At 37.5% G+C, this 18914-nt stretch carries 14 protein-coding genes and 1 pseudogene; 2 read left to right on the plus strand and 13 right to left on the minus strand.

Features of this window, described 5'->3' with window-relative positions:
• Positions 1-150: 150 nt before the first annotated feature.
• The gene (locus SAZ04_RS00540; RefSeq protein ID WP_332689388.1) at positions 151-447 is read right to left on the minus strand and encodes an IDEAL domain-containing protein; all 297 of its coding nucleotides are present in this window, start codon (positions 445-447) and stop codon (positions 151-153) included.
• Positions 448-543: 96 nt separating this feature from the next.
• Here SAZ04_RS00540 and SAZ04_RS00545 point away from each other — a divergent pair.
• Positions 544-735 (plus strand): annotated as a pseudogene (locus SAZ04_RS00545) (phosphonate ABC transporter, permease protein PhnE); the annotation flags it as partial.
• Between the two features lie 48 nt (positions 736-783).
• Here the strand turns inward: SAZ04_RS00545 and SAZ04_RS00550 are convergent.
• Both SAZ04_RS00550 and SAZ04_RS00555 read right to left on the minus strand, forming a co-directional pair.
• The gene (locus SAZ04_RS00550; RefSeq protein WP_332689391.1) at positions 784-4164 is read right to left on the minus strand and encodes a UvrD-helicase domain-containing protein; all 3381 of its coding nucleotides are present in this window, start codon (positions 4162-4164) and stop codon (positions 784-786) included.
• 102 nt (positions 4165-4266) lie between these two features.
• Complete coding sequence (locus SAZ04_RS00555; RefSeq protein ID WP_332689394.1) at positions 4267-7149, minus strand: PD-(D/E)XK nuclease family protein; 2883 nt, start codon at positions 7147-7149, stop codon at positions 4267-4269.
• 291 nt (positions 7150-7440) lie between these two features.
• Between SAZ04_RS00555 and hpaB the strand changes: the two genes are divergently transcribed.
• Positions 7441-8901 carry a 4-hydroxyphenylacetate 3-monooxygenase, oxygenase component gene (gene hpaB / locus SAZ04_RS00560; protein WP_332689397.1) on the plus strand — a complete coding sequence of 487 codons (1461 nt, stop codon included), beginning with the start codon at positions 7441-7443 and terminating at the stop codon, positions 8899-8901.
• Between the two features lie 26 nt (positions 8902-8927).
• Here the strand turns inward: hpaB and SAZ04_RS00565 are convergent, their stop codons facing one another.
• The 10 genes from SAZ04_RS00565 to SAZ04_RS00610 all read right to left on the minus strand — a co-directional run bounded on the left by SAZ04_RS00565 (position 8928) and on the right by SAZ04_RS00610 (position 18804).
• Positions 8928-9290, minus strand: coding sequence for a DUF1516 family protein (locus SAZ04_RS00565; protein ID WP_332689400.1), 363 nt, complete (start codon positions 9288-9290; stop codon positions 8928-8930).
• Positions 9291-9605: 315 nt separating this feature from the next.
• Positions 9606-10010 (minus strand): response regulator transcription factor, encoded by a 405-nt coding sequence (locus tag SAZ04_RS00570; protein WP_332689403.1) that lies wholly within the window; start codon positions 10008-10010, stop codon positions 9606-9608.
• A gap of 268 nt (positions 10011-10278) precedes the next feature.
• Positions 10279-11901 (minus strand): Na/Pi cotransporter family protein, encoded by a 1623-nt coding sequence (locus SAZ04_RS00575; RefSeq protein ID WP_332689406.1) that lies wholly within the window; start codon positions 11899-11901, stop codon positions 10279-10281.
• Positions 11902-12239: 338 nt separating this feature from the next.
• Positions 12240-12893, minus strand: coding sequence for a phosphate signaling complex protein PhoU (phoU, locus tag SAZ04_RS00580; protein WP_332689409.1), 654 nt, complete (start codon positions 12891-12893; stop codon positions 12240-12242).
• A 14-nt stretch (positions 12894-12907) separates the two neighbouring features.
• Entirely contained in the window at positions 12908-13732 is an 825-nt protein-coding gene (gene pstB / locus SAZ04_RS00585) for a phosphate ABC transporter ATP-binding protein PstB (RefSeq protein WP_332689412.1), read from the minus strand.
• A 20-nt stretch (positions 13733-13752) separates the two neighbouring features.
• Positions 13753-14637, minus strand: coding sequence for a phosphate ABC transporter permease PstA (pstA, locus tag SAZ04_RS00590; protein WP_332689415.1), 885 nt, complete (start codon positions 14635-14637; stop codon positions 13753-13755).
• 1 nt (position 14638) lies between these two features.
• Entirely contained in the window at positions 14639-15595 is a 957-nt protein-coding gene (pstC, locus tag SAZ04_RS00595; protein WP_332689924.1) for a phosphate ABC transporter permease subunit PstC, read from the minus strand.
• A 111-nt stretch (positions 15596-15706) separates the two neighbouring features.
• Positions 15707-16729, minus strand: coding sequence for a PstS family phosphate ABC transporter substrate-binding protein (locus tag SAZ04_RS00600; protein ID WP_332689418.1), 1023 nt, complete (start codon positions 16727-16729; stop codon positions 15707-15709).
• 280 nt (positions 16730-17009) lie between these two features.
• Positions 17010-18170 carry a GNAT family N-acetyltransferase gene (locus tag SAZ04_RS00605; RefSeq protein ID WP_332689421.1) on the minus strand — a complete coding sequence of 387 codons (1161 nt, stop codon included), beginning with the start codon at positions 18168-18170 and terminating at the stop codon, positions 17010-17012.
• Between the two features lie 217 nt (positions 18171-18387).
• Entirely contained in the window at positions 18388-18804 is a 417-nt protein-coding gene (locus SAZ04_RS00610) for a universal stress protein (RefSeq protein WP_332689424.1), read from the minus strand.
• Between the last annotated feature and the right edge of the window lie 110 nt (positions 18805-18914).

Here is an 18914-nt window from a genome sequence, read left to right on the forward strand (position 1 = left end):
TAAAAACATATTAAACAATTTAAGTAAGGTCTAGCCACGTAGGGATAGGTTCTGTAAAAGGTGCCTAGTCCTGTTTCATCTTTTCTTTCATAACTAGTTTTTTCCTTCTGTCAAAATATAAGCGTGCTGGTAAATCACCAGCACGCTTATTTATTCAAACGTTAAGTATAGTTCAAATCCATCTTCTACAACCGTCTTTCCTTCTCTATGAGACTCGATCCATTGTCTATACTCTAATGCATATTTATTAAATTGTGTTTCATTTTTATTTATCAATGCTTGGTCAATTCGGTCATGTAGGTCATCTTTTCTATAATGATAGAGAGAATATTCAAGGATCGCCTGCGCATATAAAGCTTGCACAGTATCTTCTGAACGTGCTTGTAAGCTCTTTATAACATTTAATTGTTTTTTTATCTTTGGATCCATTGCAAAATCATTTATCATTTCTACCCCTCCTACGACATTGTTATTCTTAAAATACCCACTTAACAAAAGTTTCAAACATTTTAAGGTATCAAACCCCTTTTAATTTTGTTATTGATCTATTGTTTTGAATTCGACGTTCGAGCCTCTACAATCTTAGGTATTATCGGTGCAGGTGATATTGGTACACTCATTACCATTGCAACAGCGCACCGAAATTAGGATGAAGTAGGGATGATTCTTGTTGTTATCATTGTTGTAACGATTATTGACTACGCCAGTGCAGCTATACAAAAAAGAATTGTATAATAAAAAAGAAGCGAGCAGTGTGTGTGATCTGCTAGCTTCTTTTTTTGACTATTTACGTATTAAAGATGCATAATCGGTCTTTGGCGCGCCCTTCTTTCGAAGTGCACAAATGGTTCGGATAGCAAGTCGAACTGCCTCCTCGTCTTTTTCGTTGTTCTCTAATGTATGAACGGGATTTACACCATCGCGGAAAACAAATAACGACATCGTATCAATCGATTCACCCGTTTCTTTTTCATAGGCCAACTTATAAAGATAGAGTTGTGACCAATACAGATCAATTAGCTCACTTCCCGAATTGGTAATTTTATTTGTTTTGAAATCAACTATATGAAGACTGCTATCCTTTATTGTAATTTTATCTATTTCTCCAATAATATCAGCGCCTTCAATCTCTGTTACAAATGACCATTCCGTTGCAACCGTTTCTCCTAACCCTTGTTTTGCACGATCAGAATAACTTCTCATTAACATCATCATTTCGGCTCGATACTTTGAAAGATCCTCACCTAATTCCTCTTCTTCCCGCACCACTTCGTCAATGGCTTCTTCATACGATAAGCCGTTATCACGCAGTTCACAAGCACGGTGCACAAGTGTTCCAAGCGTAGATGGATCGACTCTGTTCGAACTTTCAATAGGAAGATGTAAACTTGTCTTAGCAGGAAGTTCGGGTAAGCCAATGACATAGCGATTGAAATAAGCAACTGGGTCTTTTATAAAAAGCATCACCTCTGAAACAGACAAGGTTAGCAGTACTTCCTTATACTGTACCAGCTTTGGAATCTCGTATGCTGACGACCTTGTTTGAAATGGCTCTAGATCGTCACTTTGCTCACTGATATTTAGTTTATCCGCTAACTGAGTTTGTTCCAATGCTGATTCTGTTAAGGAAAGCCACGTATGATTAGCTGTTGATTCTTCACCTATCATATATAAATAATCACGTGCTCTTGTCATAGCTACGTAATACAACCGCTTTGCTTCCTCTCTTGCTTCTTGATTCGCCCGGTCTTTCACAATAGGAAATCCAGGAGTTTGATACACAATCTTCTTTTCCTCAATCTCTATTGCCTCTTCTTCTATATGTAAGACAATTCCTAATTCAGGATGAAATCGAATGCTACCTTTGTCGCCTCGAATCGTTCTTTCTAATTGAGGTAAGCAAACTATGGGGAATTCCAACCCTTTTGAAGCATGTACCGTCATAATTTGCACGACATCACCATCGACACGTTCCACTTCAGATTCCCCTTCTTTTTCACTAAGGGCAATAAGGTCCTCTAAATCCGCTAAAATCGTTTCTAAGTCTGTATGCCCACTATCAACAATCGTTTGTATTAATTTTTCAACATTTCTCACTTTCTGCAAGCCATTACTTTGCAAGAGTAGTGCAGTCCGTAAACCCGTTTCCATGAAAATCGCCACTAACGTTTGTTCAAGTGACTGTTGCGTTCGAAACGGTGTCCATTGATTTAGCCACGTCTGAAGCTTGTGACAGGCTTCTTGGATTGCTATAGGTAAGTTTGTAAAGGTAAATGCGGAACTATCATAGACAAGCTGATAGAGCGATTCGGTTTCTTCTAACGTTGATTTTAGAGTTAAGAAATCATCAATTGTAAGGCCACAAATTGGATTTCTCAACATTGACAACAAATAGAGCTCTTCAAATGGTCGATTAAGCCATCTTAATACTGTTAAGAAGTCGAGTATCTCTTGTCTTTCATAAAACCCTATCCCTCCACTCACAACATAAGGAATTCCTTTATTAATTAGTGCACGCTCAAGTGAAAGAAGGTGTGATCTTGCAGGAATTAAAATTGCGATGTCACCAAAGGTTGGATGAACCCAGAACTCATCTTTGTACACATGTGGATTTTCAGTTTGGATCATCTCTACAATTCGATTCGCTAAAACATCATATGATGATTGTTCTCGTTCTTCATCCTTCTCAAGTACTGTCAACTCTACTCTTTTTTCTTCAACATGTTCACCAGGTCGATTCGCGTTGAGTGGTGCATACACTGTTTCATATGATTCCGTCCGCTTTTGTACCATCGCATTGAAGAAAAGTTCATTTACGGCCTCAATAACAGGTGCTGTCGTCCGATAATTCTCGTTCATTAAAATGACTTCGGCATTGCTTTGTTTTGTTGCAAGTTCTTCTCTCTCATTCATTAAACTAACATTCGCGCCACGGAAACGATAAATTGATTGCTTTTGATCTCCTACAATAAATTGAAACTCAGGATCGATTCGCTCTAGCATCTCCAGTTGTAGGCGATTGGTATCTTGAAATTCATCAATCATCATATGTCGAAACTGTCTTTGGCACGATTCTTTAATCGTCTTCTGTTCGAGGAGAGAGACTGCTTTTTGCTGCAAATCAGAAAAGTCAAGAACACCAGCAAGTTTCTTCTCATTCTCGTAACGTCTTGCGAATTCTTGAAGCAGGCTAACGACTCGCTCTAAAAGCTGCTTTGTCACTTCATCAATTGTTATGTCTCCTCCGATATCATCCCAACGATCTTTTAACGGCTTCCAATGCTCTTCATAAAGCTCTAACAATGCAGGAGCTTTGTCACTCCAACGTTTCTTGTCAGAGCGGGCAGGCATAATTTGCTTCATCAGCCTGACATATTTATTTGGGTCATCAGAAATCGCTCCTGTTTGAAATGCTTCTGTTATACGTTCCACGTGATCTCTTTGTGCTTTCGTCAATTCATCAACAGAGGGGAAAGCTGCTACACACTTAAGAGCTTTCTCATGAAATTGTTGGACTACTTCCCTTTGAACATTTTGCTTTGCGATTCGTTGTTTTTCTAGCATCACATTGACATGTAACGATTCAATCGCAGTTTCTCCTACAACAAATTCACGGATATCACTATAAATGGATTCAATCGATTCAAAAAGCTGATTCTTACTAATGATTCGAAGTAATGGCAATGCCATTTCATGAAAATCTCGTTCTTCAAACAACTTCGTTAAGATCGTTCTTTTGCGGCTTTTTGCCTCTACATCATCAATAACACGACTTTGCGGAATCAAATCAGCTGCCATCGCATGTTGAGATAGAAGACGTTGACAAAAACTGTGAAACGTTGAAATATTAGCTCGCTCGATTGCTTCTTTTTGTTCATACCAAAAGAGGCGCTCTTTTTCCTTTTTTGCATCACTCTCTTTTTCTGCTAACCTTTTTCGTATTCGATCCTTCATTTCTCGCGCGGCTTTTTCTGTAAACGTAATGGCGACAATTTCATCCGCAGTCGCCCCTACAGGATTGTCCTGATGTTGAAGTCGAAGTTCACATAAATGGATAAAGCGTTCGGTTAAAACGCGGGTCTTCCCAGATCCAGCTCCTGCTGAAACAAGGATAAGGCCTTTTTCACTTGTTATTGCTTCTTGCTGAGCATCATTAAACTTCATAGCCTTTCCTCCTCTCTTACTCTTATTAGAGCGTGTCCAAAAATGGGCGCAATAGCTTCAAGGTTCAAAATGGGATAAACTGACTTCTTTTTAAAACAACCTCTATTTTCCATTTGCATTTTCTCGTTTCTCATCCGTTACCCGACAAACAGAACGGTACTGACAAAATTTTGAGCATTCAAGCGGTTCAACTGGAAAATTGGTCTGCATCCCTTCCCAAATTTCGGTAATTCTCTCTTTTAGTTCATGGTCAATTATAAATTGCTCTGTTCCAAGTTGATCTTCTTTATTTCGACAAAAAGAAGAAACATTATAGCGTGAAGATTTCCCAATATGTTCCTTACGCCACATACCATTACCTGCTCGCTTGTTTGGTTCTTTAAGCGAAATATAAGTAGCTCCGTCTGCTTTTACAGGCATTTGTTCAATTCTTTCGAGTTCCTCTCGTATCGCAAATGCGTATAACGGTAACTGTAACTTTAAGCCCAATCGTACCTCTTCCATTTTCACATTCATTTGTCCAGATTTATAATCATAAACAACAATCGCATCATCCATTCGGTCGACACGATCTGCTTTTCCTGTCAATACCAATGTCTTTTCCTCAGACAATGGTAATTCGAACTGTACCGGTTTCTCAATCGCCATAACTTGCATTTGCGCGAGGTGGTCATTATCCCAAAAATGTTTTCGTTCCGCTTGCCACCAACGCCGCAAGCGCTTCTGCCATTCTTGTTTTGTCAGTTCTAAATCAAGTCGTGATAGTTCAGGACTTTGTTTTTCAATCTGCTCCCACTTTTCTTCAAATAATTCGTCTATTCGCTCAGGAATATGGCCAATGTCTTGTTTTAACTTGGCAAACGACTGTCCAATTACATTGATTTCGGTATACACTTCCTCAATAATGGCATGAATCAGTTCTCCGATATCAAGCGGCGATACTCGTTCTTGTAGTGAAGCAGGCTCTGGAACTTGCAAAATTCGTTCCATCCCGTAACGGAAAGGACAACGCGCATAACTTTCAAGTGCGGTTATCGAAACAACTGGTTGCAATGGTTCACGTTGATACAACGTAATTGGTTCGTCCGCTTGGTCCAAGCGGTCAAGCCTTTTTGATACTTTTCCCATCTCATCTGGAAGCTTTTCAACTGACTGCCCTTTTCCAACATGAAAGGCAATTTTCTCTTCCTGATCTTCAGTAGAAAAAGAATAAGGTTTCTCGATTCTCTGTTCCCATGTCCATATTTGATCCGACTCTTGTACATTTTCTAGTAATGTCGAAGGGAGCAGTGGATGATTTGCATCAATTCCTTTGACATACGTGTACGTAATTATTTTAGCAACATATTGCAGTTGCTCGAAATATGCCTGCTGCTTTGCTCGAAAATGATCTTGTGTCGGTGGACTGAAACGAACAGCCCCCCCAAGTAAATCTCGTTCTTGAACATATCCACTTAGATGATGAGGAGCAGGAAATATCCCTTCATTCATCCCAACAACATACAATTTATCCCCTTGAAATAAACTGACATCTCGCCAAGTGTGAATAGCGACACCGCGTTTTGAAGCTCGCTGTTCAAGCAGCTGCAGACGTTCACCTAGTTCCTTCGTCCATTCCATAAATAAATCGTGAGTCATCATCAAGTTCTCTAACCCTTTTTCATGAAGGAGTTGCTCGTACCGTTCTAGTTGACTGTCAATTTGGGTCAAAGCCTTATACTCATCAGCCATTTCTTTAACCTTTACAACATCTTGCGCATATTCAAATTGCTCTTCCCAAAACGCTTGAAACGGCAATTGTTCAATGATAGACCGAAGTTGTTTAATATACGTCAAAAATGGGGCACTTTTCTTCCACGTAATCGCATGTATTTGTTTAAACAGCTCTTGATGATGATCTTGTTGCCATTCACCCGTACTTAAGAATAGTTGCTTTTGTTTAGCATAGTCCAGCCCACTGACTTGAAAAAGTCTTAAAATACGTTCAACTAATGGTAGTTGTTCCCACTTTGTTTTCGGTGCACGGTTATTTGAGAGTGCAGCTAATAGAAAGGAATGAATCGACGTTGTCGATAGTTTTCTTTTTTTTGCTCTATTAATGGGCAATGGATATCCTATTGCATATTTCTCTAAATCAGCGACTCCATTTTTCTCATCAACAACTAAGATTCCAACACTTTCATAAGAGTCACAATAACAAATCTCTTCTATAACACCTTTCCACTGCTCTTCTTTAGTAGAGGCAGCAATCAGCTCGACCTTTTGAGTAATTTTCTTTTTTATATTTTCTTCTCTTTTATCTTCAAATCCCATTGTCAGTAACTCATTTACTGTTTGATCAACAATGTCAAACTTTTTATGATTTGGTACATAGATATCAACAGAAATGTCTGCTTTTCTTAATGCTTCAATAAATAAGGCCTGAAGAGGACTAAAATCATAGTACCCATCAATGACGATCTTTGCTAACTCTACTTGATCTGATTGTTGCTGGAGCACTTTAATTGCTCGCAACAAAATATTTTCTGGATCGAGTAGATCTCTCTCCTTGACTATTTGTTGCTCATAACTTTTAAAAAGGGGTTGTAAAGGTAAGAGAGAAGACGGAATATCCTCGATCGCTAACCCTAAACGCTTGATTTGACCGTACGTGTCAGCATATGCACGTGCTTTTCCTGAGACGATATCATCACCTTTAAACATCACTTCTTCTTTTAAAAATTGAAGAAAGAACAATGTTCTTTCTTCCTCGGTTAGTGGGATATACGAGATGCACGCTTGCTTCAAAATGAAAGTCGCGATGTCATCAAACGTCGTAATAAGCAAACCAGGTTGTTTTCCTCTAGCATCATGTAACCACTTGTGCGATGGAAGTACATAAAAGACTGTTTTCTGCTGCTCTTTTTGAACCTGAAAAGCCCTTGCCAACCGTTCTTTGCTTGCTACATCCAAAACATGTGTACCATAGACAACATGTCTACTCATCTTTTATCCCCTCCTCCGCATATCCATATGGTCTATACGTAAACGAATGATCTCATATAATTCTTCACTTGATAATTGCTCAAACCTTTTCACAGTCCAGCTCATACCGCCTATTTCCTCCTACAATTGGTTCTTGCTCTAGTTTATCATTTTTTAAAAGGTTGCTTAAGAAAAACCGTAAGTCGCAGTCCTTTTCTTATTTTCCAATGGCTCCGATCATTGCTTGAGGTTGTTTAAAAAATTACACATTGAATAAACTGTGACAACATATAGTATGGAGAATCGTCATACATGTGGGGTGAGATGAACTTGTCCATTATTACTGGTAAACAATACATTGAACGGATTGATGCATTAAACAATGAAGTTTGGATCGATGGAAAGCGAGTCGAAGGAAAATTTTCTAAGCATCCAGCTTTTAAAGGCATATTACAAAGCAAAGGGGAACTTTATGATTTACAGCATGATCCTACAACACAGTCCTGTCTGACGCGAATGTCTGATCAAGAGAATGAGCGATTTAACTTTGCATTCGAACAACCAACATCAATAGAAGCGTTAGCAAAGCGCCGCGCGGCAACTCAGCTTTGGGCTCAGAAAAGCGGAGGAACAATTGGTCGCTCTCCAGATTATGTTAACACAGCGATTATGACACTCGGAACTTCTTCTTCTTTTTTTGAAGATCATTTTGGAGAAAATATCCAGCAACTATTCTTGAACGCACGTCAAAATGACTTGGCATTTACTCACACATTTATTAATCCACAAGTGAACCGTTCCCCTCACTATATCGAGTTTTCTGATAAAGAAGAGATTATTGCTGCGAAAGTGATTGACGAAAATGAGGAAGGGATTATTATCCATGGTGCTCGCTTGCTTGCGACACAAGGGGGAATAACAGATGAAATTCTCGTTTTGCCTGTTGGAGGGAATTCGATCGACCCCGCGTATGTCTATGCCTTTGCTATCCCTTCCAATACTCCAGGATTAAAATTTCTATGCCGGGAATCGTATGCAAAAAATGTATCAAGTCGCTTCGATCATCCTCTCACTTTCAAATTTGATGAAGTTGACTCTGTTGTTGTCTTTGATCACGTACTTGTGCCATGGGAGCGCGTTTTTGTCTATCAAGATTTAGATGCGGTCACTCGAATCTTTACCGAAACAAACCTTAACATGATGCTGCTCTATCAAGCTGTTTGTAGGCAAGTCATCAAAACGGAATTTCTATTAGGGCTTGGTGAATCTCTTGCAACAACGATCGGCATTACTGACTATCAGCATGTCCAAGACAAGCTTAGTGAGATGATTATGACTCTTGAAATCATGAAATCTTTATTATCTGCGGCAGAATTAAACGCTGAGAAAAATCGATTTGGCACGATGGTTCCCGATACAAAGCCACTAATGGTAGCACAAAATTATTATCAAAAAACATATCCACGCCTTGTCGAGTACCTTCATTTACTAGGAGCTAGCGGCTTTATCTCCTTACCGACTGAAAAAGACTTTGATTCAGCTATCGGTAAAGATTTAGAACAATATTTACAAGCGAAAAATGCTCCAGCAAAAGAACGTGTACAACTGTTTCGTTTAGCATGGGATTTATCAATGAGTTCCTTTGGATCCCGTCAAACACAGTACGAGAGGTATTTTTTCGGTGACCCGATACGACTCTCTTCTTCTCTATACCAATTGTATGATAAAACGGCTTTTGTCAAACAAATAGAAAAATTTCTACAAGAAAACTAGCTAGGGCATTCATCCCTAGCTAGCTCTTAAAATGTAATGATTCGAAGGCCCAGTAACACGACGATGACAAGGACAATAACAAATAATCCCCAATACATTGGCGCTTTTGTTCCAAGGGTCCCTTTTTTTGTACGAACAAGAATCATCTCCATCGCATAAATCAACACGATTGCAAGAATTCCTTTCAATACATAAGCAGCCGGGAATCCCCAATTAAACAACAGCACAACACCAGAGAAAATCATAATGATGTAAAACAATCGTAAAATCATATGTAGAATTTTAGCACCTTTGTTCACACCGGCTCTAATGAGAAAATAGGTAATGATAAACAATAGAATCATAACCCACCATGAATCTCCGTGAGCATATGTCATAGCATTAAACACGCAAAAACCTCCTTTAAAAATAACAGTCTGTTCTATTATAATCGAAAACAACAAGATGTAATAATAGGAAAGATGAACATTCAACAAAACATCGTTACTTCTACAAAAATTAATAATTGTAAATGTTTCATAAACATTGTTAATTTTTAGTTAATCGCATTGCATTGCACTAAAACAGTTAGCTATAATATGTTACGAATACAATCATCCCCAAAAAGTATTCATTCGACAAACATGAAACACGACTGGCCCCCCATCCAGTCGTGTTTCATTTAAATTTCTTGACTATGTAAATGTTTCTCAATACTGCTTCTATTATACGTATTCCTTTTTCATTTCATGATTGGCTAAAAGTTGGTTTACTTTATCAATTAACTCTTTAATCGAAAAAGGTTTGACTAAATAGTCAAGTGGTTCATCTGAACATAAACAATTTTCTAAACTTGGACTTGTAGTGACAAATAAAATAGGGACTTCTAATTTCCTACTCCTAATGCTGGCACATAACTGTAGTCCCTCTACATCGTGAAGATTTACATTTATAATAATTAAATCAAAATCAAAATCAGAATCATGTTCACTGATTAAAAACAGTTTATCATTTTCAAAAAGTGTAACCTTCATCCCTCTTGATTCCAAATTATAACTCATTAAAAGTGCATGAGACGGTTCATCCTCTACTAAAGCAATTTTTCCGCCCTGTTTCTCTTCATAATACATAAAATATCCGCCCCGCTTTTATGTTTATTCTTATAATGTGCACGTTTAAATAAAACTTAAGAACATATAACCAACAGCTTATATGTTAAGCGACTGTAAATGTAAAATCAATTGTTTGATTTGTAAAGTTTTTGTAAGCAGATACACAAATATTACAAAGCTAAGCAAAGAGCGAGTGAAACCATTGTCAACTTCTTGAATACACTCTTATAGGAAACGCGATAATTAAAAAAAAGTGACCAAAGCTAAGCTTTAATCACTTCAATACCTATTCTTCCCCGATAACTTCTTCAGCAATATTACAAGCATGATCACCAACACGCTCTAAATTACTAATAATATCTACATATACAATGCCGGCTGCCCCTGTACATCTGCTTTCATTTAAACGGATAATATGTTTCTTACGAAGGTCACGCTCCATTTTATCGATTTTCTCTTCTTTTTCAAGAACAGATCTTGCTTCCTCAATATCATCCGTATCCAAAGCGTGAATTGCCTGTCTAATGGTTTGAATCGTTAAGTCAAACATTTCATCTAAATCAGCGATAGCAGATTCAGAAAACTTCACCTTATTCGTAATTTGATATTCAACAAGCTCCATAACATTCTCCATATGATCGCCAATACGCTCTAAATCTCTAACCGTATTTAAAAGCGTATGATGAACTTTTGTATCTTGATCTGATAAAGAGTGAGAAGAAATTTGAACAAGATATTCTGTAATTTTTTTATCTAAGTTATTGATCGCATCTTCATACTGAGGAATTAGTTCTCGATGTTTTTTCCCATGCGTATTAAAATATTGGCTTACTTCTTCTAGTCCTTTTTCAGCTAGATCCGCCATACGCAATACTTCTTTTTTTCCTTGTCCAAGTGCAATAGCAGGAGATTGTCTTATAAACTGTTCATCCAAATGTTCAGTCTTATAAGGAATTGCCGTATCTTGACCTGGAATTAATTTAACGACTATCCAAGCTAAAACTGCTACAAACGGTAATTGTATGATCGCATTCGACACATTAAAAATTCCATGTGCAAAGGCAATCGTCATCTCAGGGTTCAATCCCAAACTCGCTTGGATGTACTCAATTAGAATGGTAAATGGAATAATTAACAACAATACAATCGTAGTACCAATTAAATTAAAGATAACATGCGTTAATGCAGCACGTTTTGCTGCGATCGAAGCACCAATCGCTGCTAATACAGCCGTGATCGTTGTCCCAATGTTGTCTCCGAAAAGAACTGGTAATGCGGCATCCAATTCCATTAAGCCTTGTCCATATAATGTTTGAAGCATACCAATTGCAGCTGATGAACTTTGAACAATAACCGTGAATATAGTACCGATAAGAACTCCTAATAGCGGATTATCACTCATACTTACTGTTAAATCTTGAAATGCTTGCACGTCTCGAAGTGGCTTCATTCCATCGCCCATAAAATTAAGCCCTAAAAATAAGGCACCAAACCCAAAAATAACTTGACCGTAATTGTTAATTTTATGATTTTTAAAGAAGAAGATGAAAAATGTACCTAATGCAACAATAGGTAAGGCATACGCAGAAATTTTAATACCGATAATAAAAGCTGTAACTGTTGTCCCTATGTTTGCCCCAATAATAACACCAATTGCTTGCTTTAACGTCATAAAGCCCGCATTTACTAAACCTATCGTTAATACAGTTGTTCCTGTACTTGTTTGTAATAAGACCGTTACAATAATTCCTGCAAGTACACCCATAAGTGGGTTCGTCGTAAAACGATCAAGTAAATCTCTTAGACCATCCCCTGCAACCTTTTGGAGACCATCTCCTAAATACTTTATTCCAAATAAAAAGATCCCCAGTCCTCCAAAAAACATAAACAACAGTTCTTGCAAATCCATTTTATCATCCCTTCTTCGATGCTATTCGACATGTTTCTACAACTCTAATCCCCTACATCATGTTAAGAAATTTATAAGCTTTTGTAAATAGTGTTAATGTAAAGATTTTGTAAAGATTTTTTAATTCATTAACGGTTTGCTTTATAGATCATTTTCCCACGTTCAATTCTGGGTTCATTCCGCAAAAGAAAAAACACCAACCAGTGTTAGGATGATGTTTTTTCCTGATTTTTATTACTAAGAAAGGTTGCCGACTTTAGGTCACATACTTGTACCCAGCAAAAGATATTTTTTTACGAACTTTTAAGACTTAGTCCCAAATCATTTAAGAACAGAGCTTAATTCAAATCAAAATGCTTGCCATTGACTTCATAAACAGCCCATTCTGCAATATTGGTTGCATAGTCAGCAATTCGTTCAATGTAGCGACCAATAAAAGCCAGCTGAGTTACTTGGTCCACTTCAATTTGATCGCTATCCATTTTGAAAAGTTCTCGTATTATTTCTCCATACAAATCATCGACTTTATCGTCCATTGTTGCAATTTTTTGAGCCATCAGTAAATTTGTTTGTCGATAAGCCTCCAACGACTTCGTAATCATTTCTTGAGCCATTGTAAACATCGCCACTATTTTCACTTGGAAAGTCAATAAGCTATCCTTTTTTATTCGTTTCGCTTGTTTAGCAACATCTACGACTAAGTCAGCTACTCTTTCCAAGTCACTTGAAATTTTCAAAGCAACGATCAGCTTTCGTAAATCAGTTGCAACAGGCTGTTGCCTAGAGATTAGAAGAGTTACTTGATCATGCACTCCAATCTCTAGTTGATTAATTTGATAATCATGGGTAATAATCTTTTCCATCACACTTGCTTTTGAAGATGCAAATGCATGTATCATTAAGTCAATCACTTCACAAACACGCGTTCCCATATCAAGAAGTTGTCGTTTTACTAAATCAAGCTGTGAATGGAAACTCTCACGAACAACCATAGCATTGCACCTTCTTATCCGAATCTTCCTGTAATGTAATCTTCTGTCCGCTTATCAGATGGATTAGAAAAAATAACATCTGTTTGGTCATATTCAACCACTTCGCCATTTAAGAAAAAGGCTGTTTTATCTGAAATACGTGCAGCTTGTTGCATATTATGTGTGACAATAATAATTGAGTATTCTTTTTTTAATTCTTGAATCAATTCTTCGACTTTAAGGGTTGATTTAGGATCAAGGGCAGATGTAGGTTCATCCATTAATATAACGTCCGGTTCTATTGCTAAGCAGCGAGCAATACAAAGACGTTGTTGCTGTCCACCAGATAACCCATACGCATTCTCATTCAGTCGATCTTTTACCTCATCCCAAATCGCTGCCCCCCGTAGACTACGCTCAACAATTTGATCGAGAATTTTCTTATTTCGAATGCCATGAATTTTCGGTCCATACGCTACATTTTCGTAAATCGACTTTGGAAATGGATTTGGTTTTTGAAACACCATTCCAACACGAGTGCGCAACTCTTCTACTTTATAGGATCTATCTATGATACTTTTTCCACGATAAGAGATATCTCCAGAAATTCGTACAGTAGGAACCAATTGAACCATTCGATTAAGCGTTTTGATATACGTTGACTTGCCGCATCCAGAAGGTCCAATGATGGCAGTTACCTCTTTTTCATAAATATTTAAATTTATATTTTTTAGAGCGTGATCTTTTCCATACCAAAGATTTAAATCTTTGGTATCATAAACAACTTTCTGATCTACTTGAACATTATGAACGGGTTCATGTACTGTTTGAAATGGTGCTTTTTCTGATGCAAGTGCCATCACGTTTACCCCCTAGATAATTAGTATCTTTGTTGGAATTTATTTCGAATAATAATTGCAATTGAATTGAGTAAAAACAAAACAATTAATAATACAACAATGGTAGCTGCTGCAAGGTTTGCATACTCTGCTACTAGAGCCGAGTCGATTGTCCAATAATAAATTTGCATTGGCAATATCGTGAAACGATCCATAATGCCACCTGGAAATGGAATTAACAATGCAGGTATCCCGATTACGACAAGTGGAGCAGTTTCTCCGATTGCACGAGAAAGCGATAATATTGCACCTGTTAAAATTCCTGGTAGTGCTGCTGGCAATACGATATTCTTAATTGTTTGCCACTTTGTTGCGCCCATTCCATATGACGCTTCACTTAGGTGAGCAGGTACTGCACGAATTGCTTCTTGACTCGCAACAACAACAATCGGTAACACTAAGAGTGACATTGTTAACCCACCGGCTAAGATGACATTTCCAAATTCCATTGCTCGCACGAAAACAGTGAGACCTAATATCCCAAAGACAATTGATGGTACACCAGCTAAATTCGAAATATTCGTTTGGATAAATGATTGTAAACGGCCTTTTTTCGCATACGATTCTAAATAAATGGCTGTACCTACTCCTACAATCATCGTTACTGGTGCAACCACGGCCATTAACCACAACGTTCCGAGGATCGCCCCCATTATTCCTGCTCGGTCAGCATTCGTTGATAATTTCCCTGTAAGGAAATCAAAATTAACCCAACTGATTCCCTCTGACACGACTCGAAAAATTAAAACTGCTAGTACAACAAGGCCAAACATGGTTGATACAAAGAATAACGTTTTTGCTAGGTTATTTGTTACTAAGCGTGTATTCATTTTCTTTTGCACTTGTACTGTATCTACATATTTCATTTTAATATTCCTCCCTAAACCTACGAGAGATGTATCTAGCAAGTAAATTCATAATAAATGTAAAGATAAACAAAGTTATCGCAACAGCGTATAAGCTATAATATATAGTCGAACCAGCAGGTGCGTCCCCACCAGTTACTTCAACAATATATGCAGTCATCGTTTGCATAGATTGAGTAATGTCAAATGTAAAGTTTTTTGAACTACCACTCGCGATTGTTACAATCATTGTTTCACCAATCGCACGTGAAATTCCAAGAACGAATGAAGCAACAATTCCAGACATCGCAGCTGGAATAATTACTTTTCCAGTTACTTCTAACTTCGTTGATCCCAATGCTAGAGCTCCTTCTCTCATCGAGTTCGGTACAGAACTCATTGCATCTTCAGATAACGACGCTACCATTGGAATAATCATAATTCCCATTACAATCCCCGGACTGAGTATATTGGTTGCTTGTAGCCCCGGAATCAATTCTCTTAAAATAGGAGTGACAAATGTAAAGGCAAAAAATCCATAAACAATTGTAGGGATCCCTGCAAGTATTTCAAGCATAGGTTTTAACAGTCTTCTTACTTTATCTGACGCATATTCACTTAAATAAATAGCTGTCATCAGACCAATCGGAATGGCTACAAACATGGCAATAAATGACGAAATAATTGTTCCTGTTAATAACGGCAAAACACCGAATTCTGGATTCTGACTAAGTGGTTTCAGTACTGTTCCAGTAAAAAAATCAATTAATGGTACCCTTGAAAAGAACTCAACTGTTTCTGTTAACAGCGTAAGAACAATCCCAACTGTTGTAAGGATCGAGATCATAGCAATCGAAAGAAGAACTTTAGGCATTATTTTTTCTAAAACATTAGTTATGTTTCGTTTACTCTTTTTTTCAATAATTAATTCTCGAACGTTAACAGCGTTCCCCTCATTTAAAGCGCTGTTTGTTTCCATCATGTGTGCACCCCTTTTTTACCTAACTTGTTCTAAACAATACGAACAGTTAAACAGAATTGAAGATGAGAACAGTTGGGATGCTCTCATCCTCAAAAACGTAACAATTCTTTATTTCAATCCTTCTAAAAAGTCAACATATTCTTGAAGTTCCGCCTCCGGTAATGGCGCAAAACCAGCATCACCAGCAAAATCATTCACATTGTTAGCTACATATAAAGCGAAATCTAATACTTGTGGTTTTTCCTTCGCCATATCAACATTCAAGTACGTAAATACTGGACGTGTAAATGGAGCATACTCAGCATCTTCCCCAATTGTTTCTAAAGTCGGTTCAACTGGACCATCACCGAAGTCAACATTTACCGCAGCTAATTTGTCTTGGTTGTTAACGTAGTAACCAAAGCCAAAGAACGCAATTCCATTCACATCTTCTGATACTAGGTTTACAAGTGTTGAGTATTCTTGTTGAAGGTTAACACCGTCAACTAAATCTTCTTTTTCAAGAATATTTTCATAGAAAAATTCATACGTACCATGGTTTTCATTTGGACCCATTGGATTGATTTCTTCATCTGGGAATTCAGGACGAAGATCAGACCATTTTGTAACCCCACCGTCATGTTTGAAAATTCGAATTAATTCTTCTTCTGTTAACTCAGTTGCCCAATCGTTTTCTTTATTAATTACAAATGTTAATCCATCTAATGCGACTTTCATTTCTTTTACATCAAAGCCAACTGTATCAGCTTCTGCTTGCTCTTCATCTTTAATTTGACGTGATGCATTATTAAAATCAGTACCATTTTCTATTAGGAATTTACCAAAACCAGCACTTGTTCCAGCACGACTTACTTCAACTGATACATTTTCTTGCTCTGTGTACATATATTCTTCAGCTACTACTGACATTAAAGGATAAACAGTACCAGAACCATCTACCACTACACTACCTTCTAACTCAGCACCGTCTGTCGCCTCTTCTGTTTCCTCTGCGTCTGTACCTTCTACTTCTTCAGAACCTGTTTGCTCTTCTGTTTCGGTAGTTGCTTCTTCATCTCCGCTTCCACACGCTGTGGCTACGACCATTACTGCTGCCATTACTAGGAACAAGAAATACTTTTTAAGATTCACTGAAATTGTCCTCCCTTTTCTCTCTAGCAAATTTATGTTTTAAGGTTTCCCTCTCACAATTGCTAGTATAGTAGAGGAATATTAAGGACGTATGATTGAAATGTAAAGGTTTTGTAAATAGCACTGTAATCAACTCGAAATTTGCTAGTTACATATAGAAACAGTTTTTGAAAATAGTCGAGCATCGATGGATTGTAAGTCACTTTGAGACAACAAAAAAGGATCTAGTCCAACTCATGCTACTGTTATGTAGCATAAGTGGAATAGACCCTAAGATCGTCTAAAAGAAATCGTAAAAGAACGGTGCTCTTTTTGGTAGGAGACGCTCAAACTTCTCGATTTCTTCCCTTTTTCCTTTTACTTGACCAACCTCTGATAATTCACTTGGTGTTTTATAGCCAAACAGGATCGTAGATAATGCGTTAATTGATAAGTGTAAGCTCTTTTCTCTGCGAACATCCCTACCTTCAATGAATATTTTATTTGGCGTAAGAACGAATGTCTTATCATTCCAAGCGGCATATGAGTCTGACACTTGCAAGACAAGCTCTTCTATGTCACTACCCCAATTTAATACATATGTCTTAAATAATAATTCCACGTCTACAATTCGTGCCATAAAATAAGGAGTGATCTCGAGTTTAACTCTCGGTTCGTTAATGGAAAAAAGCAATGGTTCTTTCTCATGAGTGATGATTTCAAAGTCATCACTCATGGAATCATGCTGGCAAATGTAATTCCAGATGCCTCGTTTCGCTTCAGCATTTAACGTAACGAGCTCTTCCACTTTCATTGTTTTGTTTTTCACCGTATACATTATGTATCCACTTGGTTGATTGGCTTGATCATAATAAATAGCAATCTGCTGATCTTTTACGATCTTCTCCCACCAATCTTGTTCGCGAACTAACATTCCTGAATAGTTTTTCGCATAGGTTTCATATAGGTCATTTAGCTCTTGAATGGGAGGAGAATTGAACATTCGCCTTATTTTCCCTTCGGTCGCTGCTTGAAAGTGGAGATCTGATTTGGACATGGTTGCCTTTATACGATTCGAAAACAATTCCCAGCCATAGCGACGATAAAACGGGACAGAAAATGGATAGAGCATGGAGATACTATATCCTTCACTTCTCATTCTTTCTAAGATCGTTATAAGCATTTCTTTTACAAAACCGTTTCGTCTAAACTCTGGGTACGTAGCAACACCGGCAATCCCACCCATTTTTATTTTCATGTCGCCAACGTATACTTCCAATGGAAGAAAGTGGAGTTTTGCAACAAGCGCATCTTCTTCAATGATCCCTATTAACTGTTGATGTTTCTTTAAATGAGTGAGCCGTTCTTCCAATTGCTCGTCTGCTACCCTATTTTGAAATGCATATTCAGATAATCGAATCGCTTCCAAATATCTCTCTTCTCCTATGTTCACAACGTCCATACGTTCAACTCCCCCAAAATTTCATATTAAAATCAATAATCAGAGATAAAAGACTAGTAACAACTCTGCTTTCACTCCTTCTTCTCATTTCAATTTTGTTATCGTCAGGACTACTATTTCTCCTTTTTTAAGAAAAGTCCTTCCTCAGCTGACAATGTGCAACATATAAAAAAGATCCATTCTCATGTGACTGGAATGGATCCTTCTTTCGACTGATTTATTTAACAATTAACACTGGTACTTCTACGCGCTTTGCAATCTTATGACTCACACTACCTAACACCATCGTTTGTAGCTTATTTAACCCACGTGAGCCTACAACAACACAATCATACTGTCCTTTATTAGCAAAGTTGACAATGGTTGGTCCTGGTTCTCCTTGAATAATATGGATCTTATAATCGATTTCTTCTTTTTCTAATAACTCAACAACCAGTGCTAGCTTTTCTTTGCGTTTTCTCTCAATTTCATATTTACTATTATTCGTTAATACATCAGATTTCGATGTTGAACCATCGATTGCATACACCACATCAATTTTGCCACTATGCAATTTTGCCAAACTAACTGCTTTTTCAGCCGAACGAAATGAATGTTCTGAGCCATCTGATGCTAATAAAATATTTTTAAACATATAAGAGTCCCCCTCTAGCATATGACAAACTATATAATCTTACATCTATCGTAATCAAGTGCAGTTCTATTGTAAAGATCGTTCATGGAATCTACTTACATATTTTCATA

The organism is Halalkalibacter lacteus (assembly GCF_036663595.1).
In the GTDB taxonomy this organism is placed as follows: Bacteria; Bacillota; Bacilli; order Bacillales; family Bacillaceae_D; genus Halalkalibacter; species Halalkalibacter lacteus.